The sequence below is a fragment of the Limosilactobacillus viscerum genome (assembly GCF_947387525.1).
Taxonomy (GTDB): Bacteria; Bacillota; Bacilli; order Lactobacillales; family Lactobacillaceae; genus Limosilactobacillus; species Limosilactobacillus viscerum.
Genome location: NZ_CANDNW010000025.1, coordinates 1 through 20019, shown reverse-complemented (window position 1 = coordinate 20019; position 20019 = coordinate 1). Strand labels below are relative to the sequence as shown.

Here is a 20019-nt window from a genome sequence, read left to right as displayed (position 1 = left end):
TATTTTTCATGGTACCTTGGTACCAAGTGGCCTAAACCGTTGGGGCCGTAAGGCTGAACCGGTACCTTAATGGTTATAGCGGTACCATAATCAAATTAGTTTAGAAATGGTACCGCTAATTTAGTTTACCTTCAAGCACTAGTTCATCTTTGAAATAGTAATAAAAAAAGCAAGGAATTGTATCCTTATCATCATAAATTTTTAGTGCTTTTCTGGCACAATCAAATAATTTATTTTCAACTTGATGCTTGAACAATGGTGATAATTCTTTATAAGCGCTAGCAAAACTCTCATCGTATCCGTTTGGATTACTAGCAATAATCTCTTCATAGTCTTCCGTAACATTATTATTAGGGTCACGAGGGTCTAAATAATTGAAATCTAAAAGTAGTTGAAATGTTCTAGCCATTTTTCCGCTTTTCATAGTTACAGAAATGCTAGGTTCTTTCTCACTAAAGCTGAAAGAAAAAATCCAACTAGAGTAATCAAAGAATTCAGCAGGCGTTATTTCTAAGTAATTACAAAGTTTGTCGATGTTCTTAGTTGAAACGTTAGCAAAAGGGTTATTTACCATATTAGAAACCGATGGTCTAGTTAACCCTATGGCACTCATCACATCTTTAATAGTAAGATCACGTTCAGCCAATAATATTTTGAGCCTGTTAGCAAGCATGAAAAACAACTCCTATCTATAAAAATATTAACATCTTTGGACACTAACTGAAAGAAAAATCTTCAAATAAGCATTTTAACTATTGCGTTTAATCTTACTTGGTGTAAAATATAGCTATAAACATAAAAAGTTATGTTTATATTAATCTATTTTTTTCGTAGAGAAGGTGAAATATATGGAACAATTAAAAGTTGAGCTTCCCAAGGAAATTACCGATGCAATCAAGATTGAGGTTATCCAGGCTTTCCAAGACGCTAAGAAGGACACACGGAAAAACGACTTTCCATTGTATATGTCCAAAAAGCAAGCCCGTGAATACCTAGGGATCGCTAACCGGATACTTAACGAATGGATTGCAACCGGTGATATTCCTTACAAGCACATTGGTAAGACCTACCGCTTCAACCGCAACGACTTAGACAAGTTTATGGCTACAAAGTAATCAACCTGGCACGGGGGATATGTTAGGAGATGAAATAAAATGTTGCGTAAGATTGACCAAGCAATATTGAATTACTGGTTCACTAGCCCGGACGACCGGGCCTGGGCCTACGGTATGACACTACTTCCCTTATTGGTTTTAATTGATTCAATCATTAATTACTTATAGAAAGGACGATTAAGAATGATCGAGACGGAAGATCAACTAGAAAAAGCATTAGTATCTATGGAAGACAAGATTCTCAACGCTGGAGAATTCATTTCCGCCACTTGCGAAGGGATTCCAGGCGAAGGTATCGTCACCTATGATGATGGCCTGGTTCTCACTGACCCCGTTGGTAAGGCTGACGAGATCATCAAGGCGGCCAACGAGATTAAGAAGCTGGCAATCCAGTACCAAGCCCTGCTTAACTTAGAGGCCAAGATTTCAAGACAAAATAAAAAAGCCGTTGACAGTGAAGATAGTTTGGCGACCGATTCACTGTAACGACTAAGTTTCATAGGGTAAATAATATTTGTGAAACAAAAAAAGTCCTTGAGCTGGCGGGCTTTGAGGACGTGAAACACAAATATCTTTACCCTTTCATTTTAGCAGAATTGAAAGGAATATTAAAGAGTTATGAAGAAAATTATAAAATTTAACGATGGTGAAATTGATGTTAGCTTCCAAAAAGATGTAACTGTTCATGCTGACCCGAAAAGCAACAAAACATGGCTAGAAATTCCAGGGCTTCCGGCTGATTACAAAGGCAGTAAGAAGGTCCGAGTTACTCCCCCCACTCTTACAAATAGTAAACACTATTTTATTGTTGCCGATGACCACAAAGGAAATTCAATTCTTACGATGGTACAAGGAACTATGAGTGATGATTTGCTTAAAAACGCCAAAGAAATTACCGATAAACGATTTATTGAGTTAGCACAATCCTTCTTAGACGACATGAAAAAGGAGATAGACCATGAATAACACATTCAATGTGGCTCAGAGGCCAATAAAAGATGGTGGTATTAATGACCTACGCTGAAAAGCTCTCAATCCTGCTGACAAACCAGCAACTTAAAAACATTATTGAATATGATGGCCCCCGAAGCGTCAACCAGTATGGCAAAGATCAAGCACGACAAGCCTACCAATATTGGAATGATGATGCCAACGTGATCTACAAGTTGCTTGATGGCCGAAGTGGCGAGAAGTTCAAACAGCTATTTAGCAACGGTCAAGCCGTGTTTGATTACTTAGAAAAATATCACAGTATCAAGTATGCGATGGGTGCCCTGGCCATGATGATTCTACGTGCCACTAAGTTTGACAAGAAGCAAACGAACCGGATTTTACACCGTAGCCCGGCCTTCAAGTTCTGGAGTAACTCTGATAATTCCCCAGCTGGTAAAAATTCAGTATTCATTAATTGGGATCAAATTTACATGGAAACAAATATGGATCCAGATAACGCCAAGACACACGGTGAAATCTATTTAGAAAACTTAATTATTAAAATGAAACAACCAGTAGAGGTGTAATACATGATTGAAAACTTTGATGAATTAATGAATGGCAGCCAAAAGAAAAATAACGACAATAACGATGCTTCTTTACTTGACCAGATAAGCAGCCGTCTTGACTCAATTTACAACCAATATCACTGGAAAAGCGAAGATGATTTACGAGTATCCTGCATTAATGCGGCTCAACTAGAGCTTAGCTATCTGAATGAAGGCAAGAGTGATTCCGAAAAACTAACAAAGTTACCTACCAATGCGGTTGCTTGGTTATTCGGAAAAGCCTTCCATTACTACTTATTTGATACCAGCGAAGACGCTAGAATTGCCTTCTATAAACCTACTAGCGGCACCTATACTCGTAATCTTCGTGAGCTTTACCGTTATCTTAGCTTCTTTGAAGCTAGTCTAACGAAGGCGAAAGCCGATAATATTATTTTCCTACTGACCGCCCGTGCTAAGTATAATCACCATCACGATGACGGCAAATATATTGCGGTTAATAACGGTTTAATAAACCTTAAAACCAAGAAGTTAGAAGACTTTACCCCACTACACCCCGTATTTACTAAGGTGGCTACCAATTATAAGCCAGATGCCAAGTGCCCGAACATTAACGGCTGGACAGTAGACAAGATGTTTGACCAACTGGCTTGCGGTGACAAAGACGAGGTAAAGCTATTCTGGCAGATCATCAACGATGCGCTTAATGGCAACCGAACACGTGGTAAAGCATTTTTCTTAGTGGGAAACGTTCACGGCAATAATGGTAAAGGCACATTCCAGGCACTAATTGAGAACCTAGTCGGTAATGATAACTATGGAAACCTTAAAATTGATGAGTTTGAAAAACGTTTTTCTCTTAGTGTGTTAGATGGCAAGACAGTTTGCATTGGTGATGATGTGCAATCTGGATATATTAATAACAGTTCAAACTTTAATAGTATTGTGACTGGTGATCCAGTTAATATCGAATTAAAGAAGAAGCCGATTTACAAGACTACTTTACACTGTACGATCATTCAATCATGCAACACCATGCCAACGTTTGCGAAAAAAGGCGGCACGATGCGGCGGTTGATTCTAGTTCCGTTTGATGCTCAATTCACCGACAAGACCGAAAACAAGGCAATCAAGGAACAATACTTAAAGCGAGCAGATGTACTTGAATACGTGCTTAACAAGGCAATCAATCAACCGGACTTTGACAAATTCATTGAGCCTAAACGATCAAAAGCATTAAAAGAAGAGTTTGAAGCAGACAATAATTCCGCCGTAGGATTCTTGAAAGATATTTTTGAGCCGGGCCATTTTGAGCGGATTCCGGTTTCACTACTCTATCAATGGTATCTTAATTATTGCAGTAAAAACGGGTTCACACCGATTAAGAAGCCGAAGCGGTTCACTAAATACTTCTTGGAATTATTGGGCGATGACTACAAAAAGGCCACGGCACGTATTCCCGAAGACCAGCGTCAACATATCCTTCAATTTAATGAGGAATGCAAAGACAACAATCAAGGTGCCTTCTATATACAGGAACCTTTTAAGAACCAGGTTCCAATGTGTATTCGTAAAGTAGATGTAGAGAAAATGTAGTCTACATTCTACATTTTGCTCTACGCCTGTAAACGTTGATATGACGGCGTTTGTTAAGCAATGTAGAGATGTAGAGATTAGTTTCGCTTAGTATAGATATTTATGGGAGAATATGCGACATGGATAAAGCAAAAAAGATAAATGGTAAATTCATCAAGTTATTAAAGCTCAAACTGCTCAATGGTGATTGCATTATTACTAGCTTAGAACAGATAAATACGATTGCTGAAAGTGAATGTTTGATTGTGATAACAAGATATAGTCAAATTCATTCAGATACTTTTAGAGAGATTATGCCTATTGTTATCAATCCTAAATATGTAGTTAGTGCTGAACGAGTTGATGGCTGGCTAACACAGAAAGAAGGATAATCATGACAAGCAAGATAATTGATTTAAGTTATACGATTAAAAAGTACCGGGAACTAAAAGATACAACATTTGAGCCGAATAATCTTTTGGACGTATGGAGCTTTTTAAGAGACGAACAAATAATAGACGCCAACGGACAGCTTATTAACAAGGACGGTGATAAATAATGTTGAACTATGACATTACTAGAATGAAAAGTAAAGTGACGTTTGAAACCGTAAAGAGTCACCAGAATAAAATGGGAGTTAATGTTACTTCCCCAGTTGAGGTTGCTACCGTCTGGTGTGGCGAATACACCAATACAATGTCTCAAACATACACGAACCTTGGTACTAATGTTAACGTTGATTTAGTGTTAGTGATTAGACACAATCCTGATATCAAGAACAACTACAAGGCAAGGTATCAAGGACAGCAATACGACATTGTTAATATCAACAGTGACGAACGATTGAATGCCTTTGACTTAGTAACATTGAGACAAGCCAAGGGACATACAACAAGAAAGTAAGCATTGAGGGAGTAGCTAGTTACTGCTCCCTTTTGTATTGTTCTCAGACAAAACGAAACATAATTAGACGGATAGTTAATCATTAAGGTTGCTCTGAATGGAGATGATAACGTGAGTAAACCTATGCACCTATGCAATCACCCTGGTTGTATGAAGTTAATACCATATGACCAGCGATACTGCAGTAAACATGAATACCGTAAACCAATTGACTTAGCAGACAAACAAGAACGACACATGATTAATAAGGCTGTCTACCATAAGCGGATAACCAGCCAGTACCAACTATTCTACCGTAGTACACAATGGAAGAAGCTAAGTCACCGTTGGTTAATGATGCACCCTTTATGCGTGTCCTGTGAAGCACATGGTATCTATCGTAAAGGCGATTTAGTAGATCATATCATTGAGTTAAGAGACGACTGGAGTAAGCGACTAGACGTTAATAACCTACAAACATTGTGCTATGCCTGCCATAACCGAAAGACATGGAAAGAAAAGCATAAGCGTATAGCAAAACACGAACAAAAATAAATTATGAAAGCCATCGTTCGTCATTTTACCCCCGGGCCTATGCTTGCCAGAGGGGAGCGGGGCAGGGACTTTCGCTTCAATAAAGATCCAATTTGTCTGGTTTTCCATTATTCCTATGTATAAAACATATAATATACATAAATTTATACATATTATTAATAGAAATGTAAATAGCTATTATTAGGGGGTAAATTGATTAAGTAACCCGTAATAATTGCGAACAATAGTTTGCCTTTTCCACTTAAAAAGGTTATAATATTCGTATAATAAAGATTACTGGGTATAAATAGCCATTAGATATTCGTCTATTGGCTATTTTTGCTATGTTAAGGTGGTGAATTGTATGGCAAACATTAAACCAGTAGAAAAGTTGAGAGGTCACTGGACAAAAGACCAGTTAGCTGATCGTGAAGAAGTCCAGAATAACCTTAAAGAAAACTATGAAGCAATTGATGAAACGGTTCCCGAAGAGTTACACGGTTACGCCCGTAAGGAATGGCAAAAGATCGTGCCCCTACTCAAAAAGGAAACACCAGCAAGCAACCTAGACCGTAGCCAATTAATTAATTACTGTGTCCTAGCACAGACTGTTCACACCTGCCAGAAATATATCCTTCAAGATGGCTTGTGTGTCATGACTTCGCAAGGCACAAAGAAAATCAACCCGTATTTTAATATGCAAGACAAGGCCATTAAGAATATGCGAGCAATTGCCAGTGACTTTGGCTTGAATATTAGTAGCCGGGCCAAGTTAGAAAACCAGAAAGTCAAGCAGACCGACCCGGAAGACCCGTTTGCTGACTTCTTGGCAGATGATGCAAGTTGATTAAATATGTTGATGATGTATTGTCTGGCAAGATTATTGCTGGTAAAAAGATTAAACAAGCTTGTCAACGATTTAAGCATGACTTAGAGAGGTCAAAAAATGATGACTTTCCCTACTACTATGATGAAAAGATGGCCCAAAAAGCCTGTCAATTCGTTCAAATGCTACCATTAACCGATGGTGGTAAGTTTCACTTAGCAGAATACCAAGAATGGATTGTAAGCGAGTTATACGGCTGGCGAGTTAAGGAAACGGGAGAACGGCGTTATACACAGGGTATGGTATCAATGGCCCGTAAGTCTGGTAAAACCTATCTAGCCGCTTCTCTTGCCGCTATTGGTTTGATGATGGAAAACAAGCCAGCTAAAAACCGTCAAGTTTTATTCGTTTCTAACGCACTGAAACAAGCGAAGTTGGGTTACGATATGCTTTCAAGTAGTCTCAGACAGGTACAAAAGACTAGTCGATTAGTCCGTCACCGGGTAAAGGTGCAAAAGGAACGTATCACCGACCTACCTACCGATAGTTTTGCTACGGCCCTAGCTAGTGACACCAATACACTTGATGGTTACGCCGGGACAACGATTATCCTAGACGAATACGCCGCCGCCAAAGACCGGAAAGTCTATGATGTATTAAAGTCCGGGCAAGCACAGGAACCAAACAGCCTGCTACTCATTATTTCTACGAGTGGCCTGGACCTTAACGTTCCAATGTATGCTGAATATAAGATGTTAAGCGATGTGTTAGCTGGTAAAAAGCAAGCAGATCGCTATTTTATTGCTATCTGGGAGCTGGACGACCGTAAAGAAGTTACTAATCCTAAAACCTGGATTAAGGCTAACCCTATCTTTGAAATACCAGCGATCAAGAAGCGTATGCAACCTAAAATCCAAGATGATGTGGATTTAGGGATTGCTCAAGATGATTTAGTCCCTGTCTTAACTAAAAACTTTAATATGTGGCTTCAAGCTGCCGATAATTCCTATATTAGTGTTAATGACTGGGATAAAACATTGATTGATGCGCCTGATACTACCGGCAAGGACGTATATATAGGCGTTGACACAAGTTCCACCAATGATTTAACGGCGGTCAGTTGGATAGTTCCAATTGATGGCCGTTTTTACGTGGATTCTCATTCGTGGGTAGGTACTAAATACGGCCTAGACCGCAAAATTAAACTAGACGGCTTTAACTATCGGGTTGGTGAAAAACGTGGTGAATGTTCAATCACTACCCTAGACAGTGGGGTTATTGATTTAGACGATGTGTTTACTTATCTGCAAAACGTCATTCGCCAAAACCATTGGAATGTGAAAGCTATCTGCTATGACCCATGGAATTTCAATAACATTCTAGCCAAGTGTGAAAGAGAGCTGCCAGATATTCCACTAATTGAAGTACGACAAGGAACTTTGACCCTCAATGTTCCGACCCGTGAGTTTAGAGACAATCTATTCCAAAAGAAGATCATTCATGATGACAACCAACTGCTTCGTTATTCAATGATTAACGCCCGGATTAAAGAAGATAACAACGGCTGGCAACTACAAAAGCGAAGCCGTAACTCTAACAGTCGGATTGACCCGGCAGCGGCCCTTATGAATGCTTATGTTTTCGCCCGAACCTACTTTACTGACCAAGAGAAGAGCAAGACGTTAAATGACTTCTACTCCAGTCCAGAGTTTTTGCAATGAAAGGTGGTGAGATTGATTAATGAGTTTATTTAATAACTGGTTTAATAAGAATACGACTACAACCAATCATGACCCGTTTCTTGATGCGTTGGTTAGCATTTCAAGTGACGACCCCTATGCCTATGTATCACCGTCAAACTTGCGTAATAGCGATGTTTTTACGGCAATCAATATTATTGCCAGTGACATTGCTTCAAACCCTGTTCTGTGTGATACGGACGTTATTAACAAGATGATTAACGTTTCCCCTAACGACACGATGGACGGTTTCCATTTTAAATACGCTTTAATGGCTAATTTATTACTCAACGGTAATTCGTTCGCTGAGATTTTGCCTAACCATAACTTGCGGTTTATTCCTAACAATCAAATGACCGTAAGCCAAGACACCATTACCGGGCGCTTAAAGTATACCTACTCACCTGACGGGAAAATTAAGCGAGTGATTCCACCTAACAAGGTGCTGCACTTCAAATATTTCACCCTTGACGGTGTATCTGGATTAAGCCCCCTATATTCGTTGAAAGATGAATTAGGCGTACAGAATGCTGGTAACAAGTTGCTGCTTAACTTCTTTAATAACGGGATTCACGGTACAACGGTAGTCAAGGTCAACCAAGCTGATCTAAACCCCGACGCCGTTAATAACATTCGTAAGAAGTTCGATGATGCCAATTCCGGGCCTAACTCAATGAAAACCGTTGTTGTTGATGATTCTATGGACGTTAGCAACCTGTCACTCAATACAGACGTGCTTAAACTGGTCAACTCTAACGACTGGACAACCAGACAGATTGCCAAGGCGTTTGGTCTGCCCGTTGAGCGGTTAGGGCTTGAAAACGAGCATAGCAACCAGCAACAAAGTAACCTGCAATACTTACAAAGTACCCTGCAACACTACTTTGATTGTTTCACTAGCGAACTATCTAAGAAGTTTGGTAAGGACTTTACCTTTAATACCGACAAGCTGCTAAGCCTTGATCCTGCTACCATTCAACAGCAAGCAATTGACGGCTATAACAATGGCTTGCTGACCAGAAATGAAGCACGTAGCAAGTTAGGGTTGCCACCAACTAGCGATGGTGACAGTTTTACCGATAATACACAGAAAGGAATGAATGAAGATAATGGAAGATCGCCGATTAACGATTAACGCTGAATTGCGAGCAGCAGAACCTACTCCACAGGCTCCCACAGAACCACAAGACAGCGATAAGCAGGATAAGACGGATAATAACCCACAGCCTGCTAAAACGGCCCAGAACAGCCCGAAGAAGCTCTCTGGTTATGCTATTGTTTGGAATACTCCTAGCAAGGATTTAGGAGGCTTTAAAGAAGTTGTTTCACCGGACGCTCTTAAAGGCGTTGACCTGTCTAATGTATTGATGCTCAACGACCATGACTATACACAAGTTTTAGCAAGTGTTAAGGCTGGCACCTTAAAGCTGACCCCAGATGATAAGGGCCTGCACTTCGATGCCACCCTGCCAGACACTACTACCGCCAACGATGTATTCGCCAATGTTAAGGCTGGCAACTTAGACAGTTGCTCATTTAGTTTTGATGTGGACGATGGTTCCGATAAGTGGGAAAAGGACGACCAGGGGAATATCACTCGGACTATTAACCAGATTAAAGACCTATTTGAGTGTTCAATTGTGGCTGTTCCGGCGTACGATTCAACTAATGTAGATGCTTATAACTCTAACGATAAGAATGTAAATGTAGACACCCGTTCATATGAACAATTTATTAAGGGGGAAAAGGAAAAAATGACCGAAAAGACTATTATTAACAACGATGAAAAGACTGAAACTCGTAGCTTTGAAGAATTTATTCGTTCACGTGGTGAAATGCGGGACGGCTTACAAACTTCCGGCGCTACTGCCGTTATTCCACAAGAAGTTGTTACGCCTGTCCTGGAATTAAAGAACAGCAAGTATAATCTGGCTCAATACGCCACTGTTAAGACTGTTTCCGCTGGTTCTGGTCACTACCCTATTGCTAAGCGTAACAACAAGGCGGTCCTTGCTACGAAGGAAGAATTGGCCGACATTGCGGACGTTGACGCTAATATGTTTGAAGACGTGCCGTTTGATGTGAAGACACGTGCTGGTAAGATTGCCCTCTCAAATGAGATTGTCGATGATTCTGCCGTTGATATTGTGGCCGAAGTTAAGAACCAACTGCAAAAGCTGGTGGACAACACCGATAATCAAAACATTATGAAGGTATTAACCGGCGATACTTTCAAGAAGGAAACTGCTACTTCTACCGATGATTTGAAGAAGATCTTCAACGTTGAATTAGACCCTGCCTTAAACAAGATGTGGTTAGTCAACCAGTCTGGATTTAACTACCTGGATACTTTGAAGGACAGCGAAGGCCGTTACCTGCTGCAACCTAACCCAACCGCTGCTAGTGGTTTCTCACTGTTTGGTGCCCCAGTGGTAATGATTAGCGATGCGGTTATGCCTAACAATGCTGACGGTTCATTCCCGATGATTGCTGGTGACATTTCCGAAGCCGTTGCCGTCTTCCGGCGATCACAATTACTCGCCCAGTGGGATAAGTTCGATCAGTTCGCCCAGGGCCTGTCTGTAATCGTTCGGAACGACTACAAGCCAATTTCAAGCGATGCTGCTATCAACGTTTCTCTTTCTGCTGGCAAGACTGGCAAGTAATCAAATAACTAGTAAGTAACTATAAAGCCTACCTATTCGCAATGAGTAGGTAGGCTCTTTTTTGTTAGGAGTGATATAAAATGACAGAACCAAGTAATAACCCGATTGAAATTTCAGTAGATACTATCAAAGATGCTTTACGAATTGACGGGAACGAAGATGATATTCTAATCCAAGGATATATTGATACTGCCAAGGATTATGTATCTAACTCAGTTGTTGACGGTGAACCACCAAAAGAATTAACCGATAACCGTAAGTACCACCTAGCCGTAATTATCCTAGTGCAATTCTGGTACACTAACCGCACAATCGACATGAAACAGACCCCTTATCAAGTACGTTCGTTGATTCAACAATTGCGTGGTCAATACTGGCAATAGCATAGACCCAAACACCCGTTTGGTATATAATATAAGTGTGCTAGAAATAGCACAAATATTAATAAGAAAGGTGGTGGATCCGTTTGTCTATCCACCGCCCCCACCTTATTGATACTTCGACTTATCTTGAATTGTATAGGAAATCACTGTTAAGTGTTCAAATCTTAGTAGACGGTTTTAGCGATTCACATGGGTTGTTTAATTTGTTGATATTCATTGTTAACTCTTCTTTATTTATAATAAAATAGCTTGGGTTACAGAACTTTGCTCACCAGGAAACTGGCAGAGTTGTACGTAACTATTAAAGCGTCGTCAATTGCGACGCTTTTCTTATATACCCAGTAATCACTAATAAAGGTGGTTACAAATATGCGAAAAGATATTAAAGAAATCCGACAAGTTTTAAAAGACTACGCACGATTAAAGAAGGATTTAGCACTAATTAATGCACGCAATACACTAATTAATAGTCCCTCATTTGAGGGTACTGGTTCTCATAGCAATACCAATCACACTGAAAATAAATTCGTCAATCATGCCAATCTAAGTTGGCAATTGCACCGGGTAGAAGATGCAATCAACAATATTAAAGATTCTAAGTACCGGTTCATTATTAACAAGTACATAGTCAATAAGAAGTACAACCGTAAAGAATTATGTGATCGATACAATATTGGCTTGCGTAGCTTTAACACCATGAAGAACCGTGCATTAGTTGAATTTGCCAAAAACTATGGAATGGATCAGCTCTTAGACGAAATGAATAAACCACAGGTATATGATTAATCATCTTATGTTGTTTAATGGCCCAATGCCTGTTATAATTAGATTGTTATATTTATACCTCAAGGGCGCCCCAAGTGAGCGTCTTTTTTTTATACAGAAAAACCGCCCAGCCGAAGCCAGACGGTCGTCCAAGTCGCTAAACCATGCTATAATATAATTAATCATAAAGCTTACTGGAGTCAGTCGTGGAAAAGGCTGGCTCTTTTTCGTATACTTTAAAGCTGATAGCTTAACGGTAGCGCTCTTGTTCTGGTGTACTGTAATACACCACCAGCCGAAGCTAGACGGTCGTTCAAGTCGCTAAACCATGCTATAATATTATTGTATTTAGTAATCTTAGTACATTGGTGTCTGCCAATGTACTTTTTTATTATGGCAAAATTTAAAATAAAAAAACCACCACAGAAACTGTGATGGCCACGCCCAGACAATATTTGATTTCTATACAACATTTCATACAACATTTATTTGCAATTCAATGCTATTTATTGAAAGTTGTATTTCTCAAAACCCTATTATATCAGCGTTTTGAAGTTGCTTACTACTCAATGCAACCCCACAATGGAGATGACGGGAGTCGAACCCGTGTCCAAGCATATCGCCATTTCAACCTCTACGTTCGTATCTCAACTATTTAACTTTCACTAACCAAAACGCCGTTGATCAGGGCAACCATGACTAGCTAGCTTGATTAATCTCTTCTACTTACTTCAAACGGGAATAAGCAGCGTAGTCCACTAAGATATAAAACCTACATTCGCATCATGGACGAACCCGAAGTAGATCTACGCGCGCTACTTGTTAGGCAGCGTATGCGTAATTGTTTGAATTATTGTTTGCAGTTATAATTTAAAACTGAGCGTTTTTACGAAGACGCAACCTTCGAAACGCAGTTGAAACTCGACCTATACCTGTCGAATCCAAAAAACATCCCCAGTACAGTATGTATCATACCATACTTACTTACTAATTGCCCAGTGAAAACACTACCCTTGCAATACAAGAAATTCGGCAAGAAGATGGAATAAGTTAATCACCGGCTAGTTTTACTTTAACCCGCCTACAATTATAAAAGCAAAAATGGAGATGAGAAGATTATCTTCCCTGCTCCATTTTTATTACCACCAACCATTTGCTTCCCAGTGAGCTTGAGCTGCTTGCCAGGAGCCATAACGGTTTTGCATGTATTGCTGGGCAACTTCTTCTTGGTGTTCTGGTGAAAGGTCACCACCAAGATAGGCTAAGTCTAACTGGTAACGACCATAGTGAACCCCATTCTGGACCGTGTAGCTTCCCCGTGATTCATGATAAGCAATCCAGTCCTTTGCTGCTTGTTCACTGCTGCTCAGTTGTGGTGTCTTAGTATCGCTATCCTGACTATTATTCTCCTGGGAATTATTATCACTGTTTCCCACAGAAGTAATTTGACCGTCACCCTTAATTAAGAGCTTTTGGCCGACATGTAATTGACCAATATTGTCAATATTATTGTCCTTAGCAATTTCGTTTACTAAGCTGTTGTCCTTAGCGAACTTGTAAGAAATACTCGAAAGGGTATCACCACTTTTAACGGTGTAAACCATATCGGCGTTTGCAATCACAGCAGTTGATGAAACACCTAATGCTACAACCCCAAGAGTAGTAAAGACTTTAACTAAGTTTTTCTTAGTATTCATAAATAAAACAACCATCCTTATCAATTTAATTATTTCTCAATTGATTTAACACCACCTATGGTACACGGCTAACTTTACCATCCTGTAACAAGACCTTTTCGCTTTCCGCTTTTTCGCTAAATAATTGTTAATCAACTGTAATATAACACGCTGATATAAAAATATTAATATGATGATTGACCATAATAGGACATTATAGCAAAAGTACTTAAATTCACTCCTCATTAGCAATTAACTAAAAAACAGGTAGATTTACCAGGAAAAACGACGATTTCCTAATAAATCCACCTGCTTAAACCGCTGATCCAGCGCTTTTGTTACAGTTTTGTTGCAAAAAATTGTTCACAATAAGTAGCAACCCCGTCATCCTCATTAGAATCAGTAATCGCGGTGGCTACTTTCTTTACTTGTGGTAACCCGTTAGCCATTACAATCCCTTGTTGGGCAGCCTTGATCATTTCCAAGTCATTATCGGCATCCCCAAAGCTCATTAAATTGCTGAAGTCTTCGCCAAAATGTTCCAGCAGCACTTTCAACCCAGCTGCTTTATTAACACCAATTGGCAAGAATTCCATAATCATTGGTTGTGACTGAACGGCATGATAATGTTTCTTAAGGTCCGCTGGTAATGCCTTAATAATTGGTGTTAGTTTTTCGGCTGGAATTGCCATGACCGCTTTACTGTATGTTTTATCGGGCAGCTCTGAACTGGCAATCTTTTTAAATTCAATATTCTTTAAAACGGTCCGATAAATTGACCCCGGAAAGTCATTTAGCTCATAAACCCGGTCAAAATCGAGCACATTCAACGGAATTTTCTCAGCTTGGACAAAGTCAAGAAGTGGCTTTAACCCCTGCTTCTTCATCCCAAACTCAAACAAGTGCTCCTTGGTTAAATTATTGACCACTAAGCCCCCGTTAAAGGTGATTGTGTAATCATCAGGAGTGGTGAGTCCTAACTGTTCAATGTATGGCCAAATAGCATTAATTGGTCGTCCTGTACATAAGACAACGTGAATTCCCTGCTCGTGCAGCTTCTTTAACACCGTTTCGTTCCGTTTTGATATTTCTTTTTCATTATTTAAGAGCGTATTATCAAGATCTAGCGCAATCATCTTAATCATTTTTACTTGTGCTCCTCATCATTGGAATCTATTCGTGCTTGCAATATTTGCTTATTAAACTCGGACAAGAGGTCCAGCAGCATTTTCCCGCGTTCGCTCCCGTAAACTTGTACCCACTTGCTAAAACGTGTTTTTACCTTTGCCGTAATCTGTTTTTCAACCTGTTTTCCTGTCGCCGTCACTACCAGTGATTGCCGGCGCCGGTCGGCTGGGTCACGTTTCTGGACGACATAATTATTTGCTAGGAGGACTTTTAGTTGCCGCGAGACGGCGCTTCTCGTTACCTGGCGCTGGCTAGCGATGTCCATAAGCTTAATTCCCGGTTGCTTAGTGATACTTCGCAAAATTAAGTACTGTTCAAACGAAAGTGAAAATTTAGCAGACGGTTCTGATATAAAAGCTTCTAGCCCCTTTAAGCCGGTCAAATAAACGTCAATTGCCTGGTCTAATAGCTGGTCATCTTCTGCCATTTTCTTACCTACTTATTACCATTCAAAATTGCCTTTGCAATCATCCGCGTGTAGTGAATGTTCCCTTGTTCATCCATGTGAACATTATCATCAGCAAACCAATCACTGTGGTTAACACTTTCCGTGTACCAATCAATGACGTGAACGTTCTTATGCTTTTTAGCGGCGGTCTTAATCTGCCGGTTAACCGTTTGCTGCCAAGGCTTGGTTGGAACGTGTGCCGTTAACCAGTAAACTTGCCGGTCGGAACCAATTCCTGACAGGATCTGGTCAATTGTATCTTTAGTCATTGCACCGTTTGTCCCCAGGTTAAGAACTACGACCTTATTCAGGTGCCCTTGTGACTTTAACTGGTCAATAACTGCTGGTGTGTCAGTACCTTGACGCCCAACTTTTGCGTCAACGTATGCTTGTGGCATTAATTCTTGAATACTGTTAGCTGCGTCAGCCATTACTGAATCACCAATGGCAGTTACCTTCACTTTTTGTAATTGTTTAACCTGCGCATTCGTTAGGTTATATTCCTTTGCCAGCTTGGTTGGCTTAGTAGTTGACGTGTCTTTTCCCTCAGCAATCTGTTTATTGTGTTGGGCTGCTGCCTGGTGGTTGCGTTCAATCCGTGCTTGAACAGTCGTCTTTGCTGGCTGATGGTCGGGTTGACCAAAGCCAAACAGGGCAATTCCCAACGCTATTACTCCAAATGCCAATTTAACTCCTCCTTGCCAGGAAATCTTCCGTAAATCATGAATATCTTGCCGTAAGCTTGTCCAGTCATAACGAGCTAATGGTGCTTCCAACAAACGGTATGATAGTTCACTGACTACGGCAATAATCACTATCTCGATCAATGAATTAATAACCGGGTGAAGGCCCACATGAACAACCCGTTCATAGAAGACCATTACTGGGTACTGGTAAACATAGATCCCGTATGACCGTTTACCGACCCACGTAAAGAAACCATTTGTTAGCCAACGGTTCATGCTCGAACCCGGGTGGAGAATCATGGCAATTAGTGCCATTCCAACAACACTATAAAAGAACATTCCACCACGGTACGTAGCAGGATTTTGACCATTTAACGTAAAGAAGCCAATCACCGTAATTATGATGGCCGCAATTCCAATCCCATTTAGTAGATTACGGTCGGAACGAATTAGGTTAACCCGTAACCGGTTAATTGGCCACGTTAACCCCAGCCAGGAACCAAGTAAGAGCGAAAAGGCCCGCGTATCGGTTCCGTAGTAAACTCGGTTTACGTTAGCTGGATCGTAGAGAAAACCCATCTCAACAGCCGATAGAATTGCTAATAATAGGACAATCCGACTAACCCATTTTTTACTCTTAAAGATCTTAAACAAAATAATAAGGATTAGGGGCCAGAGGACGTAAAACTGTGCTTCTACCCCGAGGGTCCACAGGTGGGTGAATGGTGAGGCACCACCAAACTGGTCAAAATAGGATTGACCATTCCTAATTTCCCACCAGTTATAAACCCACAACAGGTTCGTAATAATTGTCGCCTTAATATGGTGTAGCAATGGGTGCGCAAATAGCGTTATATAAGCGGTGGTAAGAACAAGCATTGCAATTAGGACCGGATAAAGGCGCTTGAACCGCCGCTTGTAAAACCGCCTAAGATTGAAATAACCGTCCGTCATCAGGTGTCGGTAAATCTGATACGTAACAAAATAACCAGAAACTAACAGAAAAAGGGGAACCCCTAAATAGCCCCCTTGAAGTACATTTGGCAACAGGTGGTAAATTATTACCCCTAATACCGCTATCGTACGTAGACCATCAATCCCTGTAACATATTGACGCTGCCTACGTCCCATTGATCTCATTTTTCAAAACCTCCACTTATTTACTCCTCATAAAATTATACTGAGTTAAACCATTACTGTATAGCCTTTTTTACCAAAAAAAGAAGCAGTGGTTAACAAAGTAACCACCTACTTCCACTAAGTGTTTATTTTTTCAGTAAGTTAACCAATATGATTTTCAGCAAGAATGTCCTTAACGACCTGATCCATCTCTGGTGTCCGCTTCCACTCTTCCCAGTGATCCATTGACTCATCCTGCATCTGGTAGTGGCTGTTAATGTAGTTTTCATATTTAATTACGTTGCGAGAGTGCGGAATATTAAGCTGTAAGATCCGAACTTCCTTGATGTATCCCCGTTCGGCAGCTAATTCAGCACGGCCATTATGGACCATATTACCAATTTCATAATAACTACTACCATCATTACGGGTAATTTCTTCAATTAAAGTTAAGACTTGGTGTTGTTCTTCCACGATTGATTCTCCCTTCCTCCCACTATTATACCGATTTTAAAAAGAAAAATCACCGTCACGAAGACGGTGATTGGCATAAGAGAGAAAGAGAATTGATTAGAAGGTAAATACTTAATACCTTGCAACTATTATGCTAGCGTTTACACCTGAATAAGTCAACACAAAATCAAAATAAATGTCAATTTTTTCACTCAGTTAAAGTCACTTAAGCGTTACCACGTTTCACTTGTAAAGTCAATAAAAGCCAGGGCCAGTTTTCGTTAACCGGCGCTGGCTTATCATTTTTTTATTGAACAGTTACTGACTTAGCAAGGTTACGCGGCTTATCAACATCCAAACCCTTGCCTAAACTAGTGTAGTAAGCCAACAATTGTGCTGGTACAACACTTAACAGTGGGCTTAACATTTCATCAACATCCGGCAGGATAATCGTGTCGTCTTCTTGGGCCAGGTGCCGTGAAACAATCGTAATCGTGCTTGCACCACGAGCCTTTGTTTCATCGAGGTTACTCCGGGTCAGACCAGCCGTCCGGTCCTGAGTAATAATTCCGATTACTGGCGTGTGGTTTTCGATCAGTGCAATCGTCCCGTGCTTCAATTCACCAGATGCAAATCCTTCCGCTTGAACGTAAGAAATTTCCTTCAACTTCAGGGCTGCTTCTAGTGAAACGCTCCAATCAATTCCACGGCCGATGTAGAAGGCGTTCCGTGGCTTAGATAAGTAACGAGCAGCAATTTCTTCCAGTTTCTCCTTGCTGTCGGTAATTGCTTGCATCCCGTTAGCAACTAAGCCCAATTGGTGCTTAACATCAAAGTCTTGTGCTTCCTTCTTGCCGAGGTATTCACCAAGTGCCTTGGCTAAAATTGCTTCCACGGCAATCTGGGCAGTGTACGCCTTCGTTGAAGCAACCGCAATTTCAGGGCCAGCGTAAAGCAGTTCAGTAAAGGTTGCTTCACGGGACAAGGTTGACTTATCAACATTAGTAATGGTCAGGCTTGGCCACTTGTTTTCATTAACATTAACCAGTACTTGACGACTGTCCGCTGTTTCACCACTTTGACTCAGGAAAATAAAGAATGGCTTCTTCGATAACAGTGGTTGTTCGTAGGCAAATTCTGATGAAATGTGAACCGTCGTTGGCACACCGCAGAGCCGTTCAAAAATCCGGGCACCGACCAGTCCGGCATGGTAACTTGTACCAGCACCAACAATGTAAAGGTGGTCAGCAGCGGCCATCGCCTTCAACAATTGTTCATCAATTTGCGGTTGACCATCATCACCAAAGTACTTCTGAACCAGCTTCCGCATTACGGCAGGCTGTTCGTCAACTTCCTTTAGCATGTAGTATGGGTACGTTCCCTTGTCAGCCGCGTTTTCATCCATGTCAACCGTGAATGATTCACGCTGCTTTTCATTGCCGCTAAAGTCCTTAATCGTTACATGGTCAGGCTTAACAATAACCAGTTCATGGTCGTCAATTTGCATGAACTTGTTTGTTTCCTTAATCATTGACATTGCATCTGAGCCGACCATGTTGTAGCCATCAGCCAGGCCAACCAGTAAGGGACTCTTATTCTTGGCAACATAAAGCGTATCTGGCTGTTCCCGGTCCATCAAGACAAAGGCATATGATGAGTCAGGGCTGATCAGCCGGAGAACCTTTAAGAGGGCCGCTTCCGTTGACATATTGTTTTCAACAACAAATTTATCAACTAACTGAACAATTACTTCAGTATCCGTTTGACTGGTAAAGTGAACATCCCCAAGATATTCCTTCTTCAATTGCGCATAGTTTTCAATAACCCCGTTGTGAACAAGGTAGAAGCGGTTATCTTGTGAGTATTGTGGGTGCGCATTTTCTTCACTTGGTTCACCATGAGTAGCCCAACGAGTATGACCGATCCCCGACAAGCCATGCACATCATCAGTTAAAGCTGCTTCCAAGTTGCTAATCCGACCTGGCCGCTTAACCAAGTAATCATGACCATTTTGATCATTAACGTAAACACCAGCAGAGTCATAGCCACGGTATTCGAGACGTTTCAGCCCTTCAATCAGGATTGACAAACTGTTGTCAGTACCAGTAACTCCAACAATTCCACACATATTAAAATTCCATCCTTTTCACTATTGATAAATACACTTAAATTGGTATAGATAACTTTTGGTTTTCATAATTCTCGTGTAACTTTATTGTATAGTACAGTCTTTCATAAAAATTGTCAATCGGTTGCACTCAATTGGTCTAGCTCAGTTAAAGGCCGCCAATTGCTTATCTACCGCGCCTTTTACGCAAACTAAAAGCAGGAATATGAAATGATAAACAAATTCATATTCCTGCAATTAATAATATTTTTATATCTGGTAGATTGTAAAATTTAAGTTGAACAAATCAGTGGACAGAAAAACCCATAAAGGTCTTTAATGGTGTCGCTAAACA

23 protein-coding genes and 1 other RNA gene are annotated in these 20019 nt (G+C 40.5%); 16 read left to right on the top strand and 8 right to left on the bottom strand.

Annotated elements, in window-relative coordinates; genetic code table 11:
* Positions 1-115: 115 nt before the first annotated feature.
* Entirely contained in the window at positions 116-673 is a 558-nt protein-coding gene (locus QOS07_RS07385) for a helix-turn-helix domain-containing protein (protein WP_283588328.1), read from the bottom strand.
* Positions 674-848: 175 nt separating this feature from the next.
* On the opposite strand from QOS07_RS07385, the gene QOS07_RS07380 reads away from it, so the two are divergent.
* The 16 genes from QOS07_RS07380 to QOS07_RS07305 all read left to right on the top strand — a co-directional run bounded on the left by QOS07_RS07380 (position 849) and on the right by QOS07_RS07305 (position 12008).
* The gene (locus tag QOS07_RS07380; protein ID WP_283588327.1) at positions 849-1115 is read left to right on the top strand and encodes a helix-turn-helix domain-containing protein; all 267 of its coding nucleotides are present in this window, start codon (positions 849-851) and stop codon (positions 1113-1115) included.
* A gap of 39 nt (positions 1116-1154) precedes the next feature.
* Complete coding sequence (locus QOS07_RS07375; protein WP_283588326.1) at positions 1155-1283, top strand: hypothetical protein; 129 nt, start codon at positions 1155-1157, stop codon at positions 1281-1283.
* Between the two features lie 15 nt (positions 1284-1298).
* Positions 1299-1601 (top strand): hypothetical protein, encoded by a 303-nt coding sequence (locus QOS07_RS07370; protein ID WP_283588325.1) that lies wholly within the window; start codon positions 1299-1301, stop codon positions 1599-1601.
* A 132-nt stretch (positions 1602-1733) separates the two neighbouring features.
* The gene (locus QOS07_RS07365; protein ID WP_283588324.1) at positions 1734-2081 is read left to right on the top strand and encodes a hypothetical protein; all 348 of its coding nucleotides are present in this window, start codon (positions 1734-1736) and stop codon (positions 2079-2081) included.
* 44 nt (positions 2082-2125) lie between these two features.
* Positions 2126-2635: a hypothetical protein gene (locus QOS07_RS07360; protein WP_283588323.1), complete on the top strand. Its 510-nt coding sequence runs from the start codon at positions 2126-2128 to the stop codon at positions 2633-2635.
* 3 nt (positions 2636-2638) lie between these two features.
* A complete protein-coding gene (locus QOS07_RS07355) occupies positions 2639-4213 on the top strand; it encodes a phage/plasmid primase, P4 family (RefSeq protein ID WP_283588322.1) in 1575 nt (524 codons plus the stop codon).
* Between the two features lie 119 nt (positions 4214-4332).
* Positions 4333-4584 carry a hypothetical protein gene (locus QOS07_RS07350; protein WP_283588321.1) on the top strand — a complete coding sequence of 84 codons (252 nt, stop codon included), beginning with the start codon at positions 4333-4335 and terminating at the stop codon, positions 4582-4584.
* Positions 4585-4586: 2 nt separating this feature from the next.
* Positions 4587-4751: a hypothetical protein gene (locus QOS07_RS07345; protein WP_283588320.1), complete on the top strand. Its 165-nt coding sequence runs from the start codon at positions 4587-4589 to the stop codon at positions 4749-4751.
* A gap of 23 nt (positions 4752-4774) precedes the next feature.
* On the top strand, positions 4775-5095 hold the full coding sequence (locus QOS07_RS07340) for a phage head closure protein (RefSeq protein WP_283588319.1): 321 nt from the start codon (positions 4775-4777) through the stop codon (positions 5093-5095).
* A gap of 123 nt (positions 5096-5218) precedes the next feature.
* On the top strand, positions 5219-5629 hold the full coding sequence (locus QOS07_RS07335) for an HNH endonuclease (protein ID WP_326521328.1): 411 nt from the start codon (positions 5219-5221) through the stop codon (positions 5627-5629).
* Between the two features lie 343 nt (positions 5630-5972).
* A complete protein-coding gene (locus QOS07_RS07330; protein ID WP_283588317.1) occupies positions 5973-6455 on the top strand; it encodes a phage terminase small subunit P27 family in 483 nt (160 codons plus the stop codon).
* Positions 6452-8155 (top strand): terminase large subunit, encoded by a 1704-nt coding sequence (locus tag QOS07_RS07325; RefSeq protein WP_283588316.1) that lies wholly within the window; start codon positions 6452-6454, stop codon positions 8153-8155. The genes QOS07_RS07330 and QOS07_RS07325 overlap by 4 nt, the downstream gene beginning before the upstream one ends.
* 19 nt (positions 8156-8174) lie before the next feature.
* The gene (locus QOS07_RS07320; protein ID WP_283588315.1) at positions 8175-9308 is read left to right on the top strand and encodes a phage portal protein; all 1134 of its coding nucleotides are present in this window, start codon (positions 8175-8177) and stop codon (positions 9306-9308) included.
* On the top strand, positions 9280-10839 hold the full coding sequence (locus tag QOS07_RS07315; protein ID WP_283588335.1) for a phage major capsid protein: 1560 nt from the start codon (positions 9280-9282) through the stop codon (positions 10837-10839). The genes QOS07_RS07320 and QOS07_RS07315 overlap by 29 nt, the downstream gene beginning before the upstream one ends.
* An 80-nt stretch (positions 10840-10919) precedes the next feature.
* Positions 10920-11222: a head-tail connector protein gene (locus tag QOS07_RS07310; RefSeq protein ID WP_283588314.1), complete on the top strand. Its 303-nt coding sequence runs from the start codon at positions 10920-10922 to the stop codon at positions 11220-11222.
* A gap of 369 nt (positions 11223-11591) precedes the next feature.
* A complete protein-coding gene (locus QOS07_RS07305; protein WP_283588313.1) occupies positions 11592-12008 on the top strand; it encodes a hypothetical protein in 417 nt (138 codons plus the stop codon).
* A gap of 559 nt (positions 12009-12567) precedes the next feature.
* Here the strand turns inward: QOS07_RS07305 and ssrA are convergent.
* From ssrA to glmS, 7 genes are all read right to left on the bottom strand, one after another.
* Positions 12568-12943: a transfer-messenger RNA gene (gene ssrA / locus QOS07_RS07300) on the bottom strand.
* Positions 12944-13126: 183 nt separating this feature from the next.
* Positions 13127-13684, bottom strand: a complete 558-nt coding sequence (locus QOS07_RS07295) for an aggregation-promoting factor C-terminal-like domain-containing protein (RefSeq protein ID WP_283588312.1) — start codon at positions 13682-13684, stop codon at positions 13127-13129.
* 317 nt (positions 13685-14001) lie between these two features.
* The gene (locus QOS07_RS07290) at positions 14002-14808 is read right to left on the bottom strand and encodes a Cof-type HAD-IIB family hydrolase (protein WP_283588311.1); all 807 of its coding nucleotides are present in this window, start codon (positions 14806-14808) and stop codon (positions 14002-14004) included.
* A gap of 2 nt (positions 14809-14810) precedes the next feature.
* Positions 14811-15278 carry a MarR family winged helix-turn-helix transcriptional regulator gene (locus tag QOS07_RS07285; protein WP_283588310.1) on the bottom strand — a complete coding sequence of 156 codons (468 nt, stop codon included), beginning with the start codon at positions 15276-15278 and terminating at the stop codon, positions 14811-14813.
* 8 nt (positions 15279-15286) lie between these two features.
* On the bottom strand, positions 15287-17125 hold the full coding sequence (locus QOS07_RS07280; RefSeq protein ID WP_283588309.1) for an acyltransferase family protein: 1839 nt from the start codon (positions 17123-17125) through the stop codon (positions 15287-15289).
* A gap of 141 nt (positions 17126-17266) precedes the next feature.
* On the bottom strand, positions 17267-17578 hold the full coding sequence (locus QOS07_RS07275) for a hypothetical protein (RefSeq protein ID WP_283588308.1): 312 nt from the start codon (positions 17576-17578) through the stop codon (positions 17267-17269).
* 286 nt (positions 17579-17864) lie between these two features.
* Positions 17865-19685: a glutamine--fructose-6-phosphate transaminase (isomerizing) gene (gene glmS / locus QOS07_RS07270; protein ID WP_283588307.1), complete on the bottom strand. Its 1821-nt coding sequence runs from the start codon at positions 19683-19685 to the stop codon at positions 17865-17867.
* Positions 19686-20019 lie beyond the last annotated feature (334 nt).

What these genes read in the sequence shown, in the direction of transcription:
- QOS07_RS07370 (WP_283588325.1), top strand. Translation starts at nt 1,299, where the DNA reads ATGATCGAGACGGAAGATCAACTAGAAAAAGCATTAGTATCTATGGAA.
- QOS07_RS07375 (WP_283588326.1), top strand. Translation starts at nt 1,155, where the DNA reads ATGTTGCGTAAGATTGACCAAGCAATATTGAATTACTGGTTCACTAGC.
- QOS07_RS07310 (WP_283588314.1), top strand. Translation starts at nt 10,920, where the DNA reads ATGACAGAACCAAGTAATAACCCGATTGAAATTTCAGTAGATACTATC.
- QOS07_RS07355 (WP_283588322.1), top strand. Translation starts at nt 2,639, where the DNA reads ATGATTGAAAACTTTGATGAATTAATGAATGGCAGCCAAAAGAAAAAT.
- QOS07_RS07295 (WP_283588312.1), bottom strand. Translation starts at nt 13,684, where the DNA reads ATGAATACTAAGAAAAACTTAGTTAAAGTCTTTACTACTCTTGGGGTT.
- QOS07_RS07360 (WP_283588323.1), top strand. Translation starts at nt 2,126, where the DNA reads ATGACCTACGCTGAAAAGCTCTCAATCCTGCTGACAAACCAGCAACTT.
- glmS (WP_283588307.1), bottom strand. Translation starts at nt 19,685, where the DNA reads ATGTGTGGAATTGTTGGAGTTACTGGTACTGACAACAGTTTGTCAATC.
- QOS07_RS07385 (WP_283588328.1), bottom strand. Translation starts at nt 673, where the DNA reads ATGCTTGCTAACAGGCTCAAAATATTATTGGCTGAACGTGATCTTACT.
- QOS07_RS07365 (WP_283588324.1), top strand. Translation starts at nt 1,734, where the DNA reads ATGAAGAAAATTATAAAATTTAACGATGGTGAAATTGATGTTAGCTTC.
- QOS07_RS07305 (WP_283588313.1), top strand. Translation starts at nt 11,592, where the DNA reads ATGCGAAAAGATATTAAAGAAATCCGACAAGTTTTAAAAGACTACGCA.
- QOS07_RS07285 (WP_283588310.1), bottom strand. Translation starts at nt 15,278, where the DNA reads ATGGCAGAAGATGACCAGCTATTAGACCAGGCAATTGACGTTTATTTG.
- QOS07_RS07330 (WP_283588317.1), top strand. Translation starts at nt 5,973, where the DNA reads ATGGCAAACATTAAACCAGTAGAAAAGTTGAGAGGTCACTGGACAAAA.
- QOS07_RS07340 (WP_283588319.1), top strand. Translation starts at nt 4,775, where the DNA reads ATGAAAAGTAAAGTGACGTTTGAAACCGTAAAGAGTCACCAGAATAAA.
- QOS07_RS07345 (WP_283588320.1), top strand. Translation starts at nt 4,587, where the DNA reads ATGACAAGCAAGATAATTGATTTAAGTTATACGATTAAAAAGTACCGG.
- QOS07_RS07320 (WP_283588315.1), top strand. Translation starts at nt 8,175, where the DNA reads ATGAGTTTATTTAATAACTGGTTTAATAAGAATACGACTACAACCAAT.
- QOS07_RS07350 (WP_283588321.1), top strand. Translation starts at nt 4,333, where the DNA reads ATGGATAAAGCAAAAAAGATAAATGGTAAATTCATCAAGTTATTAAAG.
- QOS07_RS07380 (WP_283588327.1), top strand. Translation starts at nt 849, where the DNA reads ATGGAACAATTAAAAGTTGAGCTTCCCAAGGAAATTACCGATGCAATC.
- QOS07_RS07290 (WP_283588311.1), bottom strand. Translation starts at nt 14,808, where the DNA reads ATGATTAAGATGATTGCGCTAGATCTTGATAATACGCTCTTAAATAAT.
- QOS07_RS07280 (WP_283588309.1), bottom strand. Translation starts at nt 17,125, where the DNA reads ATGAGATCAATGGGACGTAGGCAGCGTCAATATGTTACAGGGATTGAT.
- QOS07_RS07335 (WP_326521328.1), top strand. Translation starts at nt 5,219, where the DNA reads ATGCACCTATGCAATCACCCTGGTTGTATGAAGTTAATACCATATGAC.